Source organism: Heyndrickxia oleronia (assembly GCF_017809215.1).
GTDB lineage: Bacteria > Bacillota > Bacilli > Bacillales > Bacillaceae_C > Heyndrickxia > Heyndrickxia oleronia.
Genome location: NZ_CP065424.1, coordinates 711045 through 733002, shown reverse-complemented (window position 1 = coordinate 733002; position 21958 = coordinate 711045). Strand labels below are relative to the sequence as shown.

At 35.4% G+C, this 21958-nt stretch carries 20 protein-coding genes and 1 riboswitch; of the genes, 7 read left to right on the top strand and 13 right to left on the bottom strand.

Annotated features, from left to right (window positions below):
* Positions 1-41 precede the first annotated feature (41 nt).
* The 4 genes from I5818_RS03795 to I5818_RS03780 are packed head-to-tail and all read right to left on the bottom strand — an operon-like array spanning position 42 to position 4385.
* Positions 42-1463, bottom strand: coding sequence for a PTS galactitol transporter subunit IIC (locus I5818_RS03795; protein ID WP_078109613.1), 1422 nt, complete (start codon positions 1461-1463; stop codon positions 42-44).
* 25 nt (positions 1464-1488) lie between these two features.
* Positions 1489-1788: a PTS sugar transporter subunit IIB gene (locus I5818_RS03790; RefSeq protein WP_078109614.1), complete on the bottom strand. Its 300-nt coding sequence runs from the start codon at positions 1786-1788 to the stop codon at positions 1489-1491.
* A gap of 27 nt (positions 1789-1815) precedes the next feature.
* A complete protein-coding gene (locus I5818_RS03785) occupies positions 1816-2262 on the bottom strand; it encodes a PTS sugar transporter subunit IIA (RefSeq protein ID WP_078109615.1) in 447 nt (148 codons plus the stop codon).
* Between the two features lie 59 nt (positions 2263-2321).
* Entirely contained in the window at positions 2322-4385 is a 2064-nt protein-coding gene (locus I5818_RS03780; protein ID WP_078109616.1) for a BglG family transcription antiterminator, read from the bottom strand.
* A gap of 335 nt (positions 4386-4720) precedes the next feature.
* On the opposite strand from I5818_RS03780, the gene I5818_RS03775 reads away from it, so the two are divergent.
* The 5 genes from I5818_RS03775 (at position 4721) to I5818_RS03755 (ending at position 8990) form a co-directional block, all read left to right on the top strand.
* Positions 4721-4954, top strand: a complete 234-nt coding sequence (locus I5818_RS03775; protein ID WP_058004634.1) for a glutaredoxin domain-containing protein — start codon at positions 4721-4723, stop codon at positions 4952-4954.
* Positions 4954-5334: a class Ib ribonucleoside-diphosphate reductase assembly flavoprotein NrdI gene (nrdI, locus tag I5818_RS03770; RefSeq protein WP_078109617.1), complete on the top strand. Its 381-nt coding sequence runs from the start codon at positions 4954-4956 to the stop codon at positions 5332-5334. Before I5818_RS03775 ends, nrdI begins: the two co-directional genes overlap by 1 nt.
* On the top strand, positions 5306-7498 hold the full coding sequence (gene nrdE / locus I5818_RS03765; RefSeq protein ID WP_078109618.1) for a class 1b ribonucleoside-diphosphate reductase subunit alpha: 2193 nt from the start codon (positions 5306-5308) through the stop codon (positions 7496-7498). Before nrdI ends, nrdE begins: the two co-directional genes overlap by 29 nt.
* An 11-nt stretch (positions 7499-7509) precedes the next feature.
* The gene (gene nrdF / locus I5818_RS03760) at positions 7510-8472 is read left to right on the top strand and encodes a class 1b ribonucleoside-diphosphate reductase subunit beta (protein ID WP_078109619.1); all 963 of its coding nucleotides are present in this window, start codon (positions 7510-7512) and stop codon (positions 8470-8472) included.
* 89 nt (positions 8473-8561) lie between these two features.
* A complete protein-coding gene (locus I5818_RS03755; RefSeq protein ID WP_078109620.1) occupies positions 8562-8990 on the top strand; it encodes a dUTP diphosphatase in 429 nt (142 codons plus the stop codon).
* Between the two features lie 99 nt (positions 8991-9089).
* On the opposite strand, the gene I5818_RS03750 is transcribed toward I5818_RS03755, so the two are convergent.
* Entirely contained in the window at positions 9090-9848 is a 759-nt protein-coding gene (locus I5818_RS03750; RefSeq protein WP_071974743.1) for an SDR family NAD(P)-dependent oxidoreductase, read from the bottom strand.
* Between the two features lie 168 nt (positions 9849-10016).
* On the opposite strand from I5818_RS03750, the gene I5818_RS03745 reads away from it, so the two are divergent.
* On the top strand, positions 10017-11249 hold the full coding sequence (locus I5818_RS03745) for a helix-turn-helix domain-containing protein (protein ID WP_078109621.1): 1233 nt from the start codon (positions 10017-10019) through the stop codon (positions 11247-11249).
* 47 nt (positions 11250-11296) lie between these two features.
* Here I5818_RS03745 and I5818_RS03740 read toward each other — a convergent pair whose 3' ends face one another.
* The gene (locus I5818_RS03740) at positions 11297-12232 is read right to left on the bottom strand and encodes a nucleoside hydrolase (RefSeq protein WP_078109622.1); all 936 of its coding nucleotides are present in this window, start codon (positions 12230-12232) and stop codon (positions 11297-11299) included.
* A 184-nt stretch (positions 12233-12416) separates the two neighbouring features.
* Positions 12417-12520: riboswitch (purine riboswitch) on the top strand.
* A gap of 169 nt (positions 12521-12689) precedes the next feature.
* Here I5818_RS03740 and I5818_RS03735 point away from each other — a divergent pair.
* Entirely contained in the window at positions 12690-13883 is a 1194-nt protein-coding gene (locus I5818_RS03735) for a nucleoside transporter C-terminal domain-containing protein (RefSeq protein WP_078109623.1), read from the top strand.
* Between the two features lie 406 nt (positions 13884-14289).
* Here I5818_RS03735 and I5818_RS03730 read toward each other — a convergent pair whose 3' ends face one another.
* The 7 genes from I5818_RS03730 to I5818_RS03700 all read right to left on the bottom strand — a co-directional run bounded on the left by I5818_RS03730 (position 14290) and on the right by I5818_RS03700 (position 21874).
* Entirely contained in the window at positions 14290-14790 is a 501-nt protein-coding gene (locus tag I5818_RS03730; protein WP_078109624.1) for a cupin domain-containing protein, read from the bottom strand.
* Positions 14791-14979: 189 nt separating this feature from the next.
* Positions 14980-16080, bottom strand: a complete 1101-nt coding sequence (locus I5818_RS03725; protein ID WP_078109625.1) for an SEC-C metal-binding domain-containing protein — start codon at positions 16078-16080, stop codon at positions 14980-14982.
* Positions 16081-16662: 582 nt separating this feature from the next.
* On the bottom strand, positions 16663-18021 hold the full coding sequence (locus I5818_RS03720; protein WP_078109626.1) for an FAD-dependent oxidoreductase: 1359 nt from the start codon (positions 18019-18021) through the stop codon (positions 16663-16665).
* Positions 18022-18034: 13 nt separating this feature from the next.
* A complete protein-coding gene (locus I5818_RS03715; RefSeq protein ID WP_078109627.1) occupies positions 18035-18871 on the bottom strand; it encodes a carbohydrate ABC transporter permease in 837 nt (278 codons plus the stop codon).
* The gene (locus tag I5818_RS03710) at positions 18861-19796 is read right to left on the bottom strand and encodes a carbohydrate ABC transporter permease (RefSeq protein ID WP_078109628.1); all 936 of its coding nucleotides are present in this window, start codon (positions 19794-19796) and stop codon (positions 18861-18863) included. The genes I5818_RS03715 and I5818_RS03710 overlap by 11 nt, the downstream gene beginning before the upstream one ends.
* Before the next feature lie 14 nt (positions 19797-19810).
* On the bottom strand, positions 19811-20503 hold the full coding sequence (locus I5818_RS03705) for a hypothetical protein (protein WP_235849570.1): 693 nt from the start codon (positions 20501-20503) through the stop codon (positions 19811-19813).
* A 102-nt stretch (positions 20504-20605) separates the two neighbouring features.
* Positions 20606-21874 carry an ABC transporter substrate-binding protein gene (locus I5818_RS03700; protein WP_139358102.1) on the bottom strand — a complete coding sequence of 423 codons (1269 nt, stop codon included), beginning with the start codon at positions 21872-21874 and terminating at the stop codon, positions 20606-20608.
* Positions 21875-21958: the final 84 nt, after the last annotated feature.

Genomic DNA, 21958 nt, shown 5'->3' with positions numbered 1-21958 from the left:
AATTTCAATTCATCTTTTTTTAGTAATAATTTATCTCAGTTTTAAGCAACTTGCCCATTTGCTGGTTCAGGATCGTTTTTTGCTGCCTGTCGATCAAGATAATCGTAGAAGGATTTTTTGTTCTTTCGAAATAAAAACCATAGCACTAAGTAAACAATGATAACTAACGAGATCCAAAGCGGGCTACCACTTAGAAATGCAAAGAATACAAGTGATGCCAATGGTTTAGATAATATATTAAAACTTGTGATTAAAAGGGCACCTGCCGGTAAAGAAATCCCTATATCGACTGCTATATCTGTAAATAACTGAGCTGTTTCTGTACAAATATACAGCCCAATACTAAACCATATGATCCCATTTACAATCACTTTAGCCATATTACCGTTCGTTAAAGCAACCAGTCCTTGCACCATAAATGGCAATGCAACCAAGTCAATAACAGGAATTACTTTATTCCCTGGTAATATGAAGGCCATTAAGACCATTATAGGAATTAGGATCAGTCCAGCAGTTAATGTAGCAGGCTCACCAAATCCAGCAGCATCATTAATCCCTAAAAACCATTCACGACCGGATCCTTTTTCTCTTTTAGCTGTAGATTTCCTAGCTGCATCGGTAATAGGTGTAAATGCATTTGAAAAAATCCCCGCAATCTTTGGAAAAATTGCCATTACAGCAGCAGTAGCAATTGCAACAGTTAAAGTTGACCCCCAGGCTGAAACAGTATCTAATGAAGAAATATTACCGATTAGACCAATAATCGCACCGATAAAAAATCCTAATACGATCGGCTCACCAAATATTCCAAGACGCTTTTGGAGCGTTTCTGGGTTTATTTTAATTTTGTTGAAACCTAAAGCATTTAAGACCGGATCCATCACTAAACCAAAGATCGCTGGTTCAATATTATGCATACCAACAATCGTTGTATTGGGATATCCATAATATGTGGACCATCTTCTAGCAATGACCTCTGAATTTAGTAAACTATACATATTTAATAAAATCATACAACCTAAAGCTAGTAGCATATTATCTGTTACGATGTATACCATCGATCCCCAGATTGCATAGGAGTAGTTATTCCATAGATCAGACGGTTGGAATACGTCTGTCCATTTAACAAGGAAAAGAACAGTTTGTAATATGATACCGACTGCCAAGAAAACCATACCCGGCTGAGTAGAATAAGCTACTATCGATGTTGCTTGCCATCCTACATCAAACGCAGGCAAATTAATCCCCGTATTTTTCACCATACTTTCAATTACTGGAGAAATAATCGGAGTAAAGGAATTAATGACTAATGTGAACCCTTGTAAACCAATGCCTGCATTTAAGCCAGCCATCAGCGCTTTTTTTAATGGTACTTTTAATATCATGGCAATAATAATGATAATAACAGGCACTAATATTGCTGCTCCAAATGCATTAAATACGGATTGAAGTGTTTCTAACATTGCATTTTATCCCCCTTTTTCATTTTTAAGACAAGGATTTTAGCGTTTCTTCTACTTCATCAAAAAACTCTTCTTCCCCAATTCCAGTTAAACAACTAATAGAACTAATTCTCGGGATTCCATAATCCCCTTCTGGCAGTGGACTTGTGTGTACAACGACATCATATTGACCCGTTTGTGCAAGGCTTAATGCTTCCGTTGGTTTTCCTGTATTTGTCGTTAGAGAAATGCCTCTTAATGCCATCTCTTCTTTTACTTTCTCAGCAACCATTGTTGAAGTGACTGTTCCTGATCCACAAATAGATAACACTTTAAATTGTTTCATATCCAATTTCCTCCCAATTTTTTTGAACTATTGGATTTGTACTAGCTTTAATATTTCATTGCAATCTTCTTCACTTTGTGCATTTTTTATCTTTTCTAAAGATTGGTCATCCTTAAAAATAGCCATTAATGCACTTAATAATTTTGTCTGTTCCTTTGGTTGCTTTACACCGAGGAGAAATACAATATCTATGTCCACTTCTTGTGAAGGATCTTCCATCAATCGAAATTTAACAGGATTTTCCAGAGTTGCTATAGCCAAAAACGTTTCGTTCACATGCATAATATCTGTATGAGGGATTGCTACATTAATACTTCCGGTTTTAAGCCCTGTAGGTAATTCTTTTTCCCTTTCTATTACAGCTCCAATATAGGAATCCTTTACATAGCCTTCTTCATATAATTGTTTACCTAGCCTCTTAATCACTTCTCTATCCTTTTCTGCTCTCACCTTAGCTTTAAACAACATATTCATTCCCCATTAACTCCCTTCTCAGGATTCAACTTATTACCATTTATAGACTTAAGAACCCTTTAATCTCCCGAATAGTTGTCAATGATTTTACTAACCACTTTAATGGAAGTTGCTTTAACTAATTGTTCTCTATCTTCCCTTGAGCCTGCTAATTTCATCAATTGCATTAAAGCATGAATATGCTCTTGCTTATCCTTCGTTGCAATGACAACTATTAGATTCATTTTACTATTTCCATAGGGAACACTTTGTTTTAGGCATAGTAAGCTCATTCCTACCTGATTGACCCCATCTTCTGGGGCAGCGTGAGGAATAGCTATATTAGGACCAATGACAATATATGAATCCTGTAAACTATTCCGTATCATTGCATCTACATATCGTGGTTCTACTTTTTTTCCTTCGACTAATGGTTTGGCACAAATCCTAATCGCGCTCTCCCATGAATCAACTATATCAAGTAAAGTAATCGTTTCTGGAACTAATAATTCATTTAATTGAATGACATGATCCGCTTTTCTACTATTAACTACGGTTGTGTTCATATCACGATGAATATATCTCTTTAGCTCTTTTTTCAATGCCTTTTCATTTTTTATTTCTGCATAATTAGATATAATTCGCATAAGCTCGTTCTCATCGATATCAGTTGGAACATAACTATGAACCGTTAGCATCACCTGTTTTCTTAGTCGATTCTTTTCTTCTTTTCCAAGTACGACCTTTGTAACAAACAACTTCTTATTGGTCTCTAAATATGTAGGGGAGAAAACTACATCATATTCTAATGGATAATTTAGGAACTCCCTTACAGATAAATTATCTAAGAAAATAAATTCTGGAAATAATTCGACCATTTCATTGTACATAAGCTTCGAAACAGATATACCTTGCGGGCAAACAACGACAGCTTTAACTTTTCGTTCAATGCTCTCTCCCTGCTTCTTCATCCAACCGCCGATAAGCATTGTAATATAGATTGTTTCATGCTCCGGTATTTCTATTCCTATTAAACTTTCTAGCGGTTTTGTTGATTGCTTGACTAAGTGATGCATTTCTTTCATCTCATCCTGAAGTGTACCTTGCATGTAAATTTTATCTGTTAAGTGATATTTGATTCGATAATAAGCAGGTTTAATATGCTGTAACAATTTATCTAGAAGCTGTTCTCGATCTTCGAAATAAATGCACGCTCTTTTCTCAAATTTTCGGAGCATCCGATCAATGGCAGGGAGTAAGTTTGGAATCCTATCTTCTAGTATATCGTCTGATGAAACGACATTTGTTGTTAGCAAATGTAAAGTGATAAATAGACGTTCTGTTTCTGGTATCTTAGGATAATCGTATAGAATTTCTTCTGTTGCCTGATATTCCTTTGTATTAGATAATTCCTCATAATTAATGGAAAATGAATCGATTATATTTCCTTTTTCTATTCTTTTTAGAATAAATATGAGGATCATAGGCATCATTTTTATTTTTTCATCGGTAAATTTAAGATTTAGCTTATTTTCTACCTTCTCTACCCGCTTAGAAAATTTAAGTAATTGTTGATCATTTACTCCTGCCATTTCTTTCAATCTGCGCTCTCCTACATGTACATTCCACATCATACTAATAATATGAATAAGAAGTTTTCGGATTTGAAATTCCTTCCCTTCTATTACATATCCACTCTTTCTCGAATAACGAATGATTAATCCATATTCCTCCTCCAATTGTTTCTGTACTAGCTTTAAATCACTCAGTACTGTATTTTTGCTAACTTTTAAATATGAAGTAAAATGATTCAAAGACAGTTCTTCCGTAGACAATATAAGTAGCGAAATGATCATATTTAGACGTTGTTCCTCCGTGAATAGAACCTCATCCTCTTTTTGCTTTTTACTTTCATTCGCCACATTAAATTTCTCAAAAATAGTTCGATCAATGATAAAATGTGCTTTCCTTGTTCTTTCAATAACAGGAAGATTATGATCCAAGAGATATTTATTGATTTTGTCGATACTATATCCAAGTTGTCTACGGGATAATTGATATTTTTGCTCTAAGATCATGCTTGTCGTACTAGGATCATTAAACAACTCATTTAAAATCAATTGATCTCTTTCATTCAATCTCAACCGATCGCCTCCTCCCTCGCATTCATTATAACTCCTATTTTTCCAACACTGTAAACGATATCATCCAAGCTTAATGAACATTTACTGTTCAATATTGTGATTTACAAAAACATTCCAAAAAATCAATAAACAATCATACTGTTAATATCACAACAAAATAAAAAATCCCTGTAGACCATGTATCATCTAACTTTACATGTTGATATTTTACCACTTTAAAGCAGTGGGGGTCTGACCCCAAAAAATTTAAAAATTCCTATTGATGAAATAGTCTCGGGGAGTTGTTATAATTACATAATATGATATGAAAAATATGTAGAATGGTGGTATAGATTATGTCGAAAGTTACGGTGTATACAAAGAATGGTTGTCCTCAGTGTGAGATGACGAAGGTCGTTTTGAAGGGGGAAGGTATTGAGTTTGACACATTTAATGTGGAAGAGGATCAAAAGGCATATGATTTTGTTGTTAATACACTAGGGCTTCGTCAAATGCCAGTTGTGGTAGTAGAGGGGCAAGAACCATTTACTGGTTTTCAACCTGATAAGTTAAAGGAACTTGCTAATTAATGCTAATTGTTTATCTTTCGTTAACTGGTAATGTTCGAAACTTTGTAAGGAGAACTGGTTTTGACTCTTTTGAACTTAGTTACACCAATCCATTATCAGAGATTAACGAGGATTTCATCGTCATTGCCCCTTCCTATGATGACGATATTACAGAAATTATTAGTTCATTTATCGATTATAAAAATAATCAAGACTATCTAAAAGGATTTGTAGGTAGTGGAAGTTTAAATTATGATGATAAATATTGCTTTAATGCAAAGGATCTATCATTAAAATATAGAAAACCATTAATTTTTACATTTGAATTTAGTGGAACCGATAACGATATCATTAATTTTAAGAAGGAAGTGAATGAATTTGGAATCGCCAGCGTTAAGTAAAAAAGTAAAAGAGGATACATTCTTTACTTTAAATAACCTTTTGAATATACCGAAGGACGGGAGAATTCAATTAGATAAAGATAAAGAAGCTGTAAAAGCTTACTTTTTAGAATATGTTAACCCAAATACCGTTTTCTTCTATACATTAGATGAAAAATTAGACTATCTAGTTGAAAATGAATACATTAAAGAAGACTTTTTAACAAAATATACTCGCGATTTTGTTAAAAAATTATTCAAAAAGATTTATAATAAAAAATTCCGTTTTCGCACCTTTATGGGCGCATATAAGTTTTATTCACAATATGCGATGAAAACGAATGATGGTAAAAGATTTCTAGAAAGATATGAAGATAGATTAGCATTTAATGCCCTTGCATTAGCGGATGGCAATGAACAATTGGCATTAGACTTTGCCGATGAATTAATTCATCAACGATATCAACCTGCTACACCTACCTTTTTAAATATCGGTAAAAAAAGAGCGGGAGAAATGGTTTCATGCTTCTTATTAACCGTATCAGATGATATGAACTCAATTGGTAGAAGTATTAATTCAGCATTGCAGCTTTCGAAATTAGGCGGTGGTGTTGGTATTAGTTTATCCAATATTCGTGCGAATAACGATCCAATTAGAGGGGTTTATGGATTGGCTGATGGGGTCGTACCTGTTATGAAATTGTTTGAAGATGCCTTTTCCTATGCCAATCAAGGTGGTGCCAGAGATGGCGCGGGTGTCGTTTATTTAAATGTCTTCCATCCCGACATTGTAGACTTCCTATCTGTTCGTAAAGAAAATGCGGATGAGAAAGTACGGATTAAAACACTCTCACTTGGTTTAATCGTTCCAGATAAATTCTATGAATTAATTAAGAACAATGACTATATGTATCTATTCTCACCACATGATGTCGAAAAGGTTTATGGCAAACCATTCGCTTATATAGATATCACTAAAGAATATGACAAAATGGTTGAAAATCCTAATATTCGTAAATCAAAAATCAAAGCTAGGGATTTAGAGACTGAAATTAGTAATCTGCAAAATGAAAGTGGCTATCCTTATATCATCAATATTGATACAGTTAATCGTGCAAATCCGATTGATGGAAAAGTGATCATGTCCAATTTATGTACAGAAATTTTCCAAGTGCAAAGAGACTCCATGATTAATAATGATCAAACCTATGAAATTTTAGGAAACGATGTTAGCTGTAATTTAGGATCAACGAATGTCGTCAACTTAATGTCGTCACCTGACTTTGGAAAATCTGTAAGAACGATGCTCCGTGCCTTAACTTACGTAACAGACAATTCAAAAATTGATGTTGTTCCTCCTGTTAAAAATGGGAATGATATGTACCATTCAGTAGGTTTAGGGGCTATGAATTTACATGGGTTTTTAGCAAAAAGTAAAATTCATTATGGTTCTCCTGAAGCATTAGAATTCACTGATATTTATTTCATGCTATTAAACTATTGGACTTTAGTAGAAAGCAATAATATTTCAATAGAAACTGGACAAGTTTTTAGTGAATTTGAAAAATCAAAATATGCTACGGGTGAATATTTTAACAAGTATTTAGAGGAGCCTGAATTCGAGTTTAAGCATGGGAAAGTTAAAGATTTATTTAAAGATATCTTTATCCCTCGTCACAAGGATTGGCTTCAATTAAAAGAGTCAGTCATGGAGCATGGACTTTATAATGCCTATAGACTCGCAGTTGCACCAACAGGATCGATTTCATATGTCAACGAAGCGACTGCATCCATCCACCCAATTACGCAACGAATTGAGGAACGTACAGAAGGAAAACGTGGTAAGGTTTATTATCCTGCACCTTATCTATCTGATGAAACGATTCCTTACTATGAATCTGCCTATGATATTGATCAAAGGAAAATTATCGACACCTATGCCACTGCCCAAAAACATGTTGATCAAGGTTTAAGTATGACTTTATTTTTGAGATCAGAACTCCCATACGGAATGTATGAATGGAAAATTGATAGCGAATATCCTACTAAGAAAACAACTAGAGACTTAAGTATCTTAAGAAACTATGCTTGGAAACAAGGGATTAAGTCGGTTTACTATATTAGAACCTATACGGATGATGGAACCGAGGTTGGAGCTAATTATTGTGAATCGTGCAGTATTTAAGGAGGATTCGAATGTCAAAAGAATGGGATTATTATGAAGCGATAAATTGGAACAATATAGAAGATATGTTAGATAAAATTACGTATGAGAAATTAACTGAACAATTTTGGTTATCAACTCGTATGCCTGTATCAAAGGATAAATCGGATTGGACAAAATTGCCGGACCCTGAGAAGCGTTTGGTGGAAAAAGTATTTGGCGGATTAACCATGCTAGATACCCTTCAATCAGAAAACGGAATCGATGCATTGAGAAAAGATGCAAAAACACAACATGAGATCGCCGTCCTAAATAATATTCAATTTATGGAATCTGAGCATGCACGAAGCTACTCATCTATTTTTAGTACATTGAATACGAAAAAAGAAATTGACGATATATTTAGATGGGCTAGAGAAAATGATCTTCTGCAAAATAAAGCACGGATCATTGACGAAATATATAAGAATGGTACGCCGCTTGAAAAGAAAGTTGCCAGTGTTTTCTTAGAGTCATTTTTATTCTACTCAGGGTTCTACACGCCATTATATTATTTAGGAAGAGCAAAATTAATTAATGTTGCTGAAGTCATTAAGCTGATCATTAGAGATGAATCAGCACATGGTGCATACATTGGATATAAATTTAAGATTGGCTTTGATCAATTATCAGATACGGAAAAAGAAGAAATCAAATCTTGGACTTATTCATTGCTTTATCAATTATATGAAAACGAAGTGAAATATACAGAAGCTTTATATGATGAAGTTGGTTGGACAGAGGATGTTAAAGTGTTCTTACGATACAATGCAAATAAAGCATTAATGAATCTAGGCTTATCACCTCTTTTCCCAGATTCCGCGGATGACGTGAATCCGATTGTCATGAATGGATTATCTACGGGTACAACCAATCATGATTTCTTCTCAACAGTTGGGAATGGCTATTTACTTTCCGTTGTTGAAGATATGAAGGAATCAGATTATAACTATTAAACAAATGATAGATAGGGTTGTCTTGGGGGTCTGACCCCTTCGCTTTTTGGACGACCCTATTTTTTATTCAATAGAAAAGGAGAACTATCATGCAAATTAAGATAAAGTATTTTGATGAAAAATTAACGAGAATTAATAAAATTGTGCAAGGTGACTGGTTAGATTTACGTGCAGCGCAAACAATTGAAATGAAAAAGGATGAATTTAAATTAATTCCACTAGGGGTAGCTATGGAAATACCTGAAGGCTATGAAGCACATATTGTCCCACGTTCAAGCACATTCAAAAACTTTGGGATAATTGAAACCAATTCGATGGGAGTTATTGATGAATCTTATAAAGGTGATAATGACCAATGGTTTTTCCCCGCATATGCCTTACGCGATACTGTCATTGAATTCAACGATCGAATTTGCCAATTTAGAATCATGGAAAAAATGCCAACTGTTGAACTAATAGAGGTTGACCACTTAGGAAATGAAAACAGAGGTGGACTAGGTTCCACTGGAGTGAAATAAGCTTGTATTTGCTTGAAACAGCTGCTCATAAAATGACTGAAAGCCCTGCTGAGATAATCTCGGACAGGGCTTTTCACATCTATTTGACTTTCGAATTTTTTATAATGTTAAGCCGCCATCGACAACAACAATGGATCCTGTCATATAGCTTGCACGATCCGATGCTAGGAAGGAAACCATTTCTGCTAATTCTTCAGGTTCGGCATAACGACCGATTCTCATGTTTGGAATTTCTTCTGGAACATAACCAGATGTTTCAAACATTTCTGCCACACTTTTTGTGATACCTGTTTGAACACCACCAGGGCAAATGGCATTAATACGAATGCCCTTTTTCACATATTCCAATGAAGCTGATTTCGTTAAACCAACTACCGCATGTTTTGTCGCAGAGTAAGCTGCTAGGCTGTGTTCACTGCGGATACCAGCCGTTGATGCAGTATTAATGATTGAACCGCTTCCTTGGCTTTCCATCACTTTTATCACATGTTGCAATCCTAAAAACACACCTTTTATATTAACAGAAACTAGACGATCAAATTCTGATTCCTCTATTTCAGTAAGTGGAGCAAACTTTTGAATGATCCCTGCATTGTTGAAGAAAATATCAATACGTCCAAATGTTTCAACTGCCTCATTAACATAACGCTTTACATCTTCACTTTTAGATACATCTGCTTGAACAAAGATTCCTTCTCCACCCTGTTCTTTTACCAACTTTAATGTTTCTTCCCCTGATTCCTTGTTGAAATCTACTAATACAACCTTTGCACCATTATTTGCAAGTTTAAGACTACTCGCTCTTCCAATCCCACTTCCAGCGCCAGTTATAATTGCAATTTTGTTTAATAATTCCATGTTTTTTTCTCCCCTATCTTTTTTGACTTGGTTTACATAGAAAATTGTATTACTTAATCATATTGATTTATTGTACTTTTTTACGCAAAATAGTATTTTTTTAATATATAGATAAAAAATATAATCGCTTTCATTTTTTTGATACAACATACGAAATGAGGAAATCAGATGAAAAACTCCTTAACTGATTTACCATATATTTGCAAACTTTTACATGATACCCATCAAATTTCGGTGTTTTTTCTTAATTCATTCCATGAATTTGAATATGAATATTTATCAAGTGACATTCGAAATGGACCCTATTATATTCCGTTGAAGGAGCTACTAGTTGTCCATTCCTATCAGAAGAATCCAGAGGAGTTCCCTATCTTTTTTACGAAAGCAGAAATGAATTTTTTTATTATTCACCTGCAGGAAAGCAAGCAATATTTAGGTTCCCTTATCATTGGTCCATCTTTAAAAAGTGAAATATCCGATGAGAGCATTCGTATTATTATGGATACATATAAAGACAACCCTAATAAAAGAAAACTGATTGAATTTTATCAATCATTACCCATCATTGATCAACCTGCATTTCTTTCACTCAGTTTATTAGTTTATTACATGATCTATCATCAACCATTAGATTCTTCATTAGTGATTCAAAATAACAAGGAGCTCGCATCCTTTCATGCTCAAATTGAAAATTCCGAGCTTGAACTCTCAAAAGGTCGGCGAAATTCTATTTTTCATACAAATCTTTCCTATGAAAGAGTGCTACTGGACTATGTAAGAAAAGGTCGTAAAGATCAATTAAAGGAAATCATCAATTACTCGATTGTAGGGGAAGCGGAGCTAGGCTTATTATCTAAACGGAGCCGTATAAGAAGCGAAAAGAATTTAATGATTACTGGAATTGCCCTTGTATGTAGAGCAGCAATTGAAGGTGGATTAAATGAAGAAACCGCGTTCACATTAAGTGATTTCTATATTCAACAGCTAGAAGAGCTGGAACACATAAACGCAATATTAACGTTGATGGAAGAGGCCATTTATGACTTCACTAATCGAGTATGCGAAGCCAATCAACAAAAATATTCTACGGCCATCACAATCTGTCAACAGTACATCTATAACCATTTGTATGAGGATATTACATTGGATCAACTTGCCGAGATCACTCACTTAAGTTCAAATTATCTATCCTCTCTCTTTAAAAAAGAAGTAGGCCAATCTATCAGTGAATATATTCAACAACAACGAATAGACGAAGCAAAAAAGCTACTAACACTAACCAATTACCCAATCACCGACATCAGTGCATGGCTAAGCTTCAACGACCAAAGCTACTTCATCAAGATATTCAAAAAATTCACCGGACTCACTCCAAAACAATATCGAAATGACAAGCAATAAAAGCAGTGGGGGTCAGACCCCCACTGCTTTAAAGTAGTAAAGAACAATTACGCTTGTTTAGCCAATTCTGTTATATAGTCAAAGAATTCATCACGATTTACATCGTAAACGAGATTGACTTGACGACCCTCATCTGTTTCAACTGTTCGGCCTTGGCTTGGTCCATTTGTGTGAACAATGCTGTTGATCCGTTTAACCTTCACAAGATCACTATTGCCAACAAATGCCGTTGTTAACACATCCCATAAATAATAGGTTGAGTTGGTTGCAAAGTGCACAAGTGGTGGTACCATTGCATAGCATTGGCCAAGAAAGTCGACACCAATGTATTTACGCTCCGCTGCCCAACGATTCCGAACATCAACCGTAAGTGGTACTTGATTCGTGCTTTCAAGGGCGACTAAATCAATTTCTATCTTCGATTCCCATACACGTCCAGCTGCTTCCGGATCCCAAAATACATTCCATTCCGCAGTCCCATCATGCTCAGGCTCGGCTACATTTCCTGCTTCACGGAAAGTGCCTCCCATCCAAACAAGTCGTTCAATTTTCTCCTCAATATCAGGTGCTACATCTAATGCACGGGCAAGATCAGTAAGTGGCCCAGTAAATAATAAAGTCGTTTTCCCCTCTGTCGCTCGAAGGCAATCAATCATATGAAGATGTGCAGGCTTCTCAGCTACAGGAGTTTCGACTTTTCCTGATTCATTTAAAATAGGCAAAGCATCGACATAAAATGCATGCATACGCCAATCTTTTGGAAAAGGATTTTTCCCACGAGAATTGGATTCGGCTACATCCAGATCACCCTGTCCGAAGCGATCAATGATTTTTCTACTTGCAAACACAGCAGGCTCCAAATAGCAATCTGCTGGAATAACCGATACACCCGTTAGCTTAACATTCTCCATTTTCAACAATAAGAATAACGAAATTAAGTCATCGACTCCACCATCATGATTAAAATAAATATTCTTTTTCATGTCGTTCTCCTTTTCCATTGATTTCACACCCATTATACAAGATTATTCTAATATATCAATAATTCGAACCTTGTCAACTATTAACAAAATTACATAACTAACTTTTAATAATAATATAAATATTAAAACATCTCATTTTTCCATTGATTCATAACCCACTCTAAGTTAGAATGTGTTTATTCTTAAAAACACAAATTAATATCCTTGTATAATATCAGTGGTAATGGTCTGATAGTTTCTACCTGGCAGCCGATAAAATGCTAGACTACAAGGAAGTATGAATAATGAGAGATTATGAATACATTTAATTAATTGCTCCTACCTTAAGAGCAACTAATTCTTAGTATCCCAATTATTTAAAAACTCTTATTTTTTCATGCTTTCTGTCAGTCGGCTGAAGGTATGAAAGAATAAGGGTTTTTTATTTATCAAATAACATTTAATTGGGGTTGATGACTTGTTCTTTTTATTAAATATACTAGGTGTACTAATTGTTGCAGGACTTGTATTCCTTTGTTCACCAGCTAAGCGAAAAATAAAGTGGCGACCGCTTGCTAGTCTGTTTATTGTTGAACTCATAATTACATGGTTTATGTTAAGCACCCCTGTTGGAACATGGATTATTAATCAAATTGCTAGATTCTTTACTTGGTTAGTATCATGTGCAAATGCTGGAATTTCGTTTGCTTTTCCATCAGTGATGGCAAACGAGACCGTTGATTTCTTCTTTAGTGCTTTAATGCCAATCATTTTCATAGTAACATTCTTCGATATTTTATCTTATTTCGGAATTATGACTTGGATCATTGATAAAGTAGGCTGGGTCATCTCAAAAATTTCTGGTTTGCCAAAAATGGAAAGCTTCTTCTCGATTCAAATGATGTTTTTAGGAAATACAGAAGCATTAGCCGTTATTCGTGAGCAGCTAATGGTGTTAAAAAGCCAGCGACTTCTAACATTCGGTATCATGAGTATGAGTAGTATCAGCGGTTCCATCATCGGAGCTTACTTAACAATGGTACCAGCTGAATACGTATTTGCAGCGATTCCATTAAACTGTTTAAATGCCCTGCTATTAGCTAGTATTTTAAACCCTGTTGATGTTAGCAAAGAAGAGGATATTGTCTATGTTCCACCGAAAGAGGAGAAAAAGGACTTCTTTTCTACGATTTCAAATAGTATGCTCGTCGGAATTAAAATGGTTATTGTTATCCTAGCAATGGTTATCGGATATGTTGCATTAACCACTTGTCTTAACGGGATACTCGGATTCTTTGTTCATGGCTTAACCATTCAAAAGATTTTCGGAATTATTTTCAGCCCATTTGCTTTCCTTCTTGGATTAGGAAGTCACGATGCCATGTATGTTGCCTCATTAATGGGAATAAAAATCTCAACAAACGAATTTGTTGCCATGATGGACTTAAAAAACCATTTGAAAGACATGTCACCACATACAGTTGCCGTAACCGTTACATTCTTAACCTCATTTGCCAACTTTAGTACAGTCGGCATGATCTATGGGACATATAACTCCATTTTCGGGGAAAGCAGTTCAAGCATTATCGGGAAAAATGTTTGGAAGCTTTTAGTCAGTGGTATGGCCGTATCTTTACTAAGTGCGATGATTGTTGGATTGTTTGTTTGGTGATAGAAATTAATTTTATCATTGCTATTAAAGGGCTGTCTGAAAAGACAGCCCCTTCTTTTTTTTTAAGCAACTTATGCGTATAATTCTAAAGTCTATTTTCGCCAACATTGTTACTATTTAAGGAAGGTTTTTTACTAATAACTATCAGTTCAAGAACGCTCTTTCTTTCATTTCACTTAGAATAGAGCTGCAAACTCCAAAGACCTCTGAATCCCTTTTTGGAAAACCTGCAATTGGACATTTCAAAAGCATGCGAAAACAGCCTTTCTAAAAAGACTCAGGCGGTATCCATTTTTATCTATGTACCCCCACCAAATCCAGAATGCTAAATAAATCGCGAGGAAAAAAATAAAGAGATTCCCAAGTGGATTATCCCTTTTATTTGACTATTTTTATAAAAAATTATTTATTCCGGAAGATTCTCATAAGCCAGCTTTTTAATTATTTCCTTATGTTGAGGATATTGAGAAATAAGATCTGCCTGCGTAAAAAGTTCAAAATCCTGAAAATCAAATCCTGGGGAGACCATACATCCAACTAAAGAACCTGTATCATTCTCCAACACTGAAGATCCGAAAATGGCGTGTTTCGGAACTAAAAATTGTGGCACCTCGCCGTTCTCAATATTCAATCCTAATTTAACTTCCTCATATTCCCCGTTTTCATGAATCATATGAATGGTTAACGGACTTCCAGCATGGAAATACCATAATTCATCCGATTTCAATCTGTGAAAATGAGAAACATCCTGAGATCTTAATAAAAAGTAAATACTTGTATAAAGCTTTCGCTCACCATAAATATTTACCTTTTCCCCCGATTGAAAAGTTTCCTTGTAAAATCCACCCTCTGGATGAGGAATCAATTCTAGTTTTTCTATCCAATATTCTATTTCACTTTTTTTCATTGTCATAATCCTTTCAACAACGTTTTAACGTCTTTATAAGGAAAGTATAGCAAATATTTATGTCGTTCTCCAAAGGGGCACTTTTGTCCTTTGAAGAAATATCTAGCAACTAAGAAAAAAAGAATGCCCCCCCACAATGTATATACAATGAGGGAACATTCTTTTCTTAGTGGAACTATGGATGCTTATTTAACCTAACACTTCGTTAATGGTGTCCGCTTCACCAGAATTAAATTCATCTAGCTCAAGCTTGTCATGCAATTTTTTAATTTCATCAACAAGGACATATTCAAGATCTTTAAATTTTGATGATATACTACTGCTTGAAACATTAAAATCATCAGCTAATTTCTTTTGTGTGAGGGATCCCCCTACCGACAGAATTCTATCAACTAGATAGACCAAGGCTGCTTCATAAATAGCTGACTTTTTAATGGATGGTTTTTTCATCATGCAGTATTTATGCCAAAGCAATATCCCCATTTCTGTAGCAGTTTCACCAAGTGGGTATGCTTTCATATATTCTTGATAATCGACTGCCACTTCCTTATGCTGTGGCGCTATCCACTCTAAATCATCAATCGATACTTCCACTTGCCCAAATAAAAAGTAATCTAGCACCTCAAGAAATGAGGAAGACATAAAGTGAATAGGAGTTGCTTTCCCACTTCGTTTATATAAATTAATGATGCCCTCTTCTATTCTTACTGATGCACTAGCCGGCATATCTAAAAATGTCGCAAAGAAGAACGATTCTTCTCCTGCAGTTAAGATGGTTCCTAGGATCATGCCTTCTGGTTCTATATTATGTTCTTCTTCTAGCACCTTCACCTTTGTTATCTCATTAGTAAAGATGTCTCGAACGATCACATAGTCATTTTCCACTTGTTGTTGAATTTTGAATACAGAAGGGGTCACATTTCTCCATGTTTGTAAACTATCCTTTATTTTTTGTCTATTAAACGTATGTATATGCTCGTCGATATACTCTGCTATAATCGTCTTTCCTTTTAACTCAACGGAAGTAATAAACCATAATAGATTAAAGAAGTAATATAATTCTTTCACCTCTTTTGGAACATCATATTCCTTCAGGTACTTACCCAAATTCGCATCTATCTCTTCTTGATGATTTTTCATTGCAAATTTGATAATATCCATCTGGATATCAGATAGTTCTTTTTCTATTAAATGTTCCATTGATACAACCGTATTATTTTTTCCACAGCATTTTTTATACTTTTTCCCGCTTCCACATGTACATAAATCATTACGTCCTATCTTCGCCATAATCAACTTACCTTTCTTCTGCTAGTCTTATGTTGTAAAATATATTCCAAAAATGGACACCATTCTTCTTCATTTCATCACATACGTACATTTTCTCTTCAATAAGTCATTGATCAGCAATGCCTCATAAAATTCATAAAAAAACTATGAACATTGCATTCTTTGCAATTCTGATGACAATATATTGCCTACAATGAGCCTTATCCAGCACGTATCCCACAAAGGGCGAGTATTGTTCAAAAAGCTAAACTACTATCATTTGCAGAAAAATGGGGGCAAAAATTTTTTGCCCCATTTGTCCATATATAATAGTGAGCAATCATAGGAGCTTTGTCAAATAATTTTCATGGAAAGAATCACATAAAAATATCACTTGGACGAAGTTTCGTGTTTGAGTCGGGGACTGAAGAACTCTTTCCCGGCGCTCCATTCTTTGTTTCGTGGTAGATTGATATATTCTGTGGAGAAACCAAAATAAGGGGAGCAATCCAATAATTACTTTTAAAAAATTGTGGATATTGATTTGATTTAAATCCAACTAATATCCATCAACCAAAAAAAAGGGGATCACCCATCCCCTTTTCACAACACTACTCCGTTCTCACGTAATCGTGCTCTTAATAAAGAAATATTCAAATCTTTAGGATGAACTCTTTCTTTTAATGAAAGGGCCGCAGCAGTCCCAGCGGCTTGCCCTGTTGCCATGCAGCTTGGGGATAATCTTGTTGTTGCCAGAGCTTCATGGGTGGTTGAAATACATCTTCCACCAACTAGTAGATTATTAATTCCTTTAGGTACGAGACAACGATACGGAATACCATAGCTTCCATCTCCTTGAATATCATTTGCCTGTACACCTTTTCCAGTAGGATCATGAATATCAACTGGATAACCACTAAGAGCAATTGTATCCTCATATTTCCTACCGGCAATGACATCCTCAATGGTTAATGAGTATTGTCCATCTATTCTACGTGTTTCTCGAATACCAATTTGAGTGCCCACAGCAGATATTGACGCCTTTTCAAAACCAGGAACTTTCTCTTTCAAAAAATCTGCCATCATTAAGACTTGTTTACGTCCTTCCTTTTCCCCTTCTGTTAAATCAAACACATTTGTACCATCTAATCCTTGAACACGTGTGCAATTTACTAACACTTCATCCTCTTCAGGTCCTGCAAAGAATAATACTTGGTCTCTATTAATCGGAACACCTGATTCATTCCATTCCTTATAAAAGCCTTGAACTCCTGTTAAAGGAAGCTCATCTAATTCATTAATCGGCGTTTTTTTATAAAAATTGCTTGGGTTTTCTTTCATTACCTGCTTTACCTTATTTAAATCTACTCCGCGCATTCGAAACTTCATTGTCATAGGCTGAGTTTTATGATCACTTTCTCTTCCCTTCAAACAAGGCGCCCCCGATAGATAGGCAATATCTGCATCACCTGATGTATCAACAAAGCTTTTTCCAGTTACATGAATCGAGCCAGATTTCGTCGTTAAGTGAATGGAGGTAATGCTATTTCCTTCTACTTCTACCTTATCAACAAAGCTATGCACCAATACATCCACTTTCGCTTCCTCTAGCATTTCTAACGCTAAAATCTTATATTTTTCAGGATGATAGGGAGTTACCGTATTAGTAAATCCAACGGTATCTCGTAAATGACCAGGTGATCCTCCACAAGCCATCAACCGTTCAACAATTTCTTGTGCGATTCCTTTAATGACTTGCTTTCCAGAGCTTGTGTGGAACGTCATCCACGGATAAACTAAAGCGACTGTTGACATCCCCCCTAAAAACCCATATCGCTCAATTAACAGTGTTTTAGCTCCCATTCTACCGGAAGCAATCGCTGCATTAATACCAGCAGGCCCTCCTCCAACAACAACGACATCATATTCTAATTTTTCCTTCAACACTCCACTCCCCTTCATAAGCTAAAGCTTTTTATTTCCCTCCAGTCATGGACACACCTTCAATAAATTGTTTCTGGGCAAAGAAAAAGATAATTAGTAATGGAACAGTTGCCATAACAGATGCACTCATTAATAACTCCCATTTCGTACCTACTTCATCGGTAAATAATGCTAAAGCAAGTGGTAAAGTCATTAATTCCTTCGAGTTAATATAAATGAGTGGTTCATAAAATTCATTCCAGCTAGTTAGAAATGTAAAAATGGTCAGTGTTGCAATCGCTGGCTTTGCCAATGGAAGCATAATGTTCCAATAAATTCGGAAATATGAACATCCATCCAATTTCGCCGCTTCCTCTAATTCTTTAGGTACTAATAAAAAGAATTGCCTCATAACAAATACACCAAATACTCCAGCAGGTCCTAAGATCGGAATAGCAATTAACGGAACATGTGTATTGATTAATCCTAAATCCCTCATAAAGAGAAATAAAGGAATCGTAATGACTTCAACGGGAATCATCATCGTACTTAATAAACAAAGAAACAAAATAGAACTTCCTTTGAATTTTAATTTTGCAAAAGCATATCCTGCCAAAGAGCCTAAAAATATCGTTCCAATTGTTACTAATACAGCTATATAAAAACTATTAAAATAAAAAAGATGAAAAGGAGTTGATTTTAACACCTCGATATAATTTTCCCAGCGAAACGGTTTAGGAATAAGCTGAAAAGTAAAAATCTTTGTAGGATCTTTGAAACTAGTATTAATCATCCACAAAAATGGAACAATCATAATTAAAGAAAGGCCAGTAAGCACACCATAAAATGTAAATCTCGTTAAGATTCCATTTTTCTTTTTATTCCTCATGGAAAACCCACCTTTTTCTAACCCCCCATTGAATAAGAGTAAAGACTAAAATAATGACAAATAAAACAATGGCAATTGCAGAAGCATATCCAAAATCAAATAGTTTAAAGGCATTTTCCCAAATATAGTAAACCAATACTTTCGTACTGTTTCCCGGGCCTCCGTTAGTCATCACATAAATTTGCCCAAATACCTTCATGGAACCAATAATCGTTAAAATTAGGGTCAAAAATACAGTAGGAGTAATCATCGGTAAGGTAACATGCTGAAATTGCTTCCATTTATTCGCTCCATCTAAATAAGAGGCTTCATAAAGGTTTTTATCTACTTGCTGTAAGGCCGCTAAAAATAAGACCATGTTTAAACCCACATTTTTTAACGCGCTGACAAAAATAACGGCCCCCATTGCTAATTTTGGATCATATAACCATGCAGGTCCTTCTATTCCTAACCAACCAAGCAATTGATTAATAAATCCCTCATCTGTACCAAACATATACTTCCAAATAATTGACCAAACAACAATCGAAGTCATAACTGGAATGAAGATGGTCGTTCGAAATAAACCAATTCCTTTCAGATTTCTCTGTAATAGCAAGGCTAATAACAGAGCTAAAATAATATTGATCGGTACCAAGCCACCCGAGAAGATGAGTGTGTTTTTTAACACAATTAGAAAGTCTGGATCATTTACAAGTCTTTGATAATTTTCTGTTCCAATAAAATTAGGGTCATTCAGTAGCTTCCAATCTGTTAAACTCATATAAATTGAATAGATTAGAGGGAATAGCATGACCAACAGGAACCCCAGCATCATCGGACTCGTAAATAGATAGCCATAAAAGGACTCACTTCCAATAAATTTTCGTCGGTTTTTATTTTTCCTCAAATGAAGTTTCTTCTCTGTCTGTATGTTCGTTTCCATTTTTCCCTCCCCCTTTATAACGAATCAATCGCTTTTCTAAAAGAAGATACGGCCTTTTTTATACTTTGCGTATCATGACCGAGAACAATTGCTCCCAGCATAATCGCCTTAATTCCAGTCTGATAGAGCAACGGAATATCCGAAGGGGTAAGTTTGCGTTGTGACGGCACAAGAACAGGTACATCCACCTTCTGAACAAGTTTCTGATAAGCAAGAGCATCTTTAAAGGTTAAAGGGAATCCATATTCTTCACCTGGGATGATGGATGCCTCTAGTGCTGTTATCCCCATATTCTTCACATTTCCGAGTATATTGAAAGAATAATCAGCTGAAATAGCAAATGTCTTTTCCATTTGGTCAATAGACATCATCCAACCAGGCATATGATGCGCATAGATAGAAAAATAATCGAATCCACAATTAATTAATTCTTTCATTTCCCTTTCACTGATACTCTCTAATGCCCCTCCAGGCACAATTCCAAGTGGACCTGTAAACCCACTTCTAATTTTGTGAAATTCCGTTCTATACGCCTCTGTCGCATAAAAATGATTTCCAGATGCACGATGTTCTACATTAACATGTAGCTTTATTGCATCCACCCCAGACTCAATCGCTGCCCTAGCAAGCTCCCAATTATTTTCTGGTAAACTAACAATCAACGCTATTTTCTTTTCTTTTAATAGTTGCGCTAAAGAAGTAGTCAACTTCATTCACCCCTATGAATAACGAACGGGCACTCTAAAAAGCAAAGGGGCTGACCCCAAATTCACGAGGTCAGAACCCTTATTAGACAACCCCCTCATCGATTATTTCAACAATGGATCAATCTTTTTCTCCATCCCTTCAAGAATTTCCTCTGGCTTTTTCAATTGACCAAACAGTTCATCAAATCCAAATTGGATGGCATTATCAATTTTTTGCCATTCTATATGTCCTGCTTGTAAACGGGCATTGTTCATTTCATCGATCACAGCATGTTGAATACTTTCTTTTGGTGGATTATTTGGTTGATTAACAAACTGATCAGAGCTTAGGACTGACTCACGTGGTGGTACGAAAAATGTTGATGTGGCAGTGATTCCTTCCTCACTAGTAAAAAACTTCAGTAGCTCTTTTGCCTCTTTCGGGTGCTTTGATCCTTTAAAGATTGAGTATCCTGCTTGACCCAGCATTGGGAATCGGCCTTCTGGCCCCTCTGGAAGTGGCGCAATATCCCATGTAAAATCCTTTACTTCACGTGCACTGGATACATAACTGTATACATCAAAAAACATGCCTATTTTTCCTGATTCAAAGCTAACCTGTTCCCCAGCTTTTGGATGGGATTTATCTGCAAACATCATTCGATCAAGCATTTTTAATGTATCTATACCTTCTTGACTATTCCACGTGAACTTTGTCTGATCCTCATTAAATAAATCCCCGCCATAACTCCAAGTTCTCGATAATAATGAAATCCAAGTATTCCAATCACGAAAGAAATTTGCGCCATAAACACCATCTGCTGTGATCGCTTTAGCAGATTTCTCAAATTGCTCCCACGTCCATGTTCCATCTGCAAAATGTTCATTTGGCGTTTTCTCCCCAGCTTTTACAAATAGGTCCTTGTTATAAAAAATAACCATTGGCGGCGTAGAAAAAGGAATTCCATACAGTTTATCCTCTTTTTTAAATAGATCTAATGTTGACGGAAAGAAATCATCGATCTTGTAATCCTTATCCTCTTTAAATGAAGTAATATCTTCTAAAATATCATTATCCATAAATTGTGGTACCATCCGCTCAGCTACCCAACCTACATCCGGCAATTCCCTTCCTGCTGCTAAGACTGATATTTTTTGCTGATAATCTGGAAAAGGTACACTTTGCAAGTTCACCTTAATATTAGGATGTGTTTTATAATATTTTTCTAACAGTTTCTTATATACTTCCTGATGTGCTTCATTTCCCCAAATCATAAAGGTTAATTCAACTTTTTCATCTTTTGATCCACTTGTTTTTTCCTTGCTGGAACACGCTGATGTAACCGTTATCAAAATAATCACCAACAAAATCAATCCGAATTTCTTTATCATTGTATTCCCCCCTCCCTTTTGCTACATTTTAAAACAAATACCTCCCCAATAAATATCCTGTAAAAAGTAGAAATAGTTCGTTAT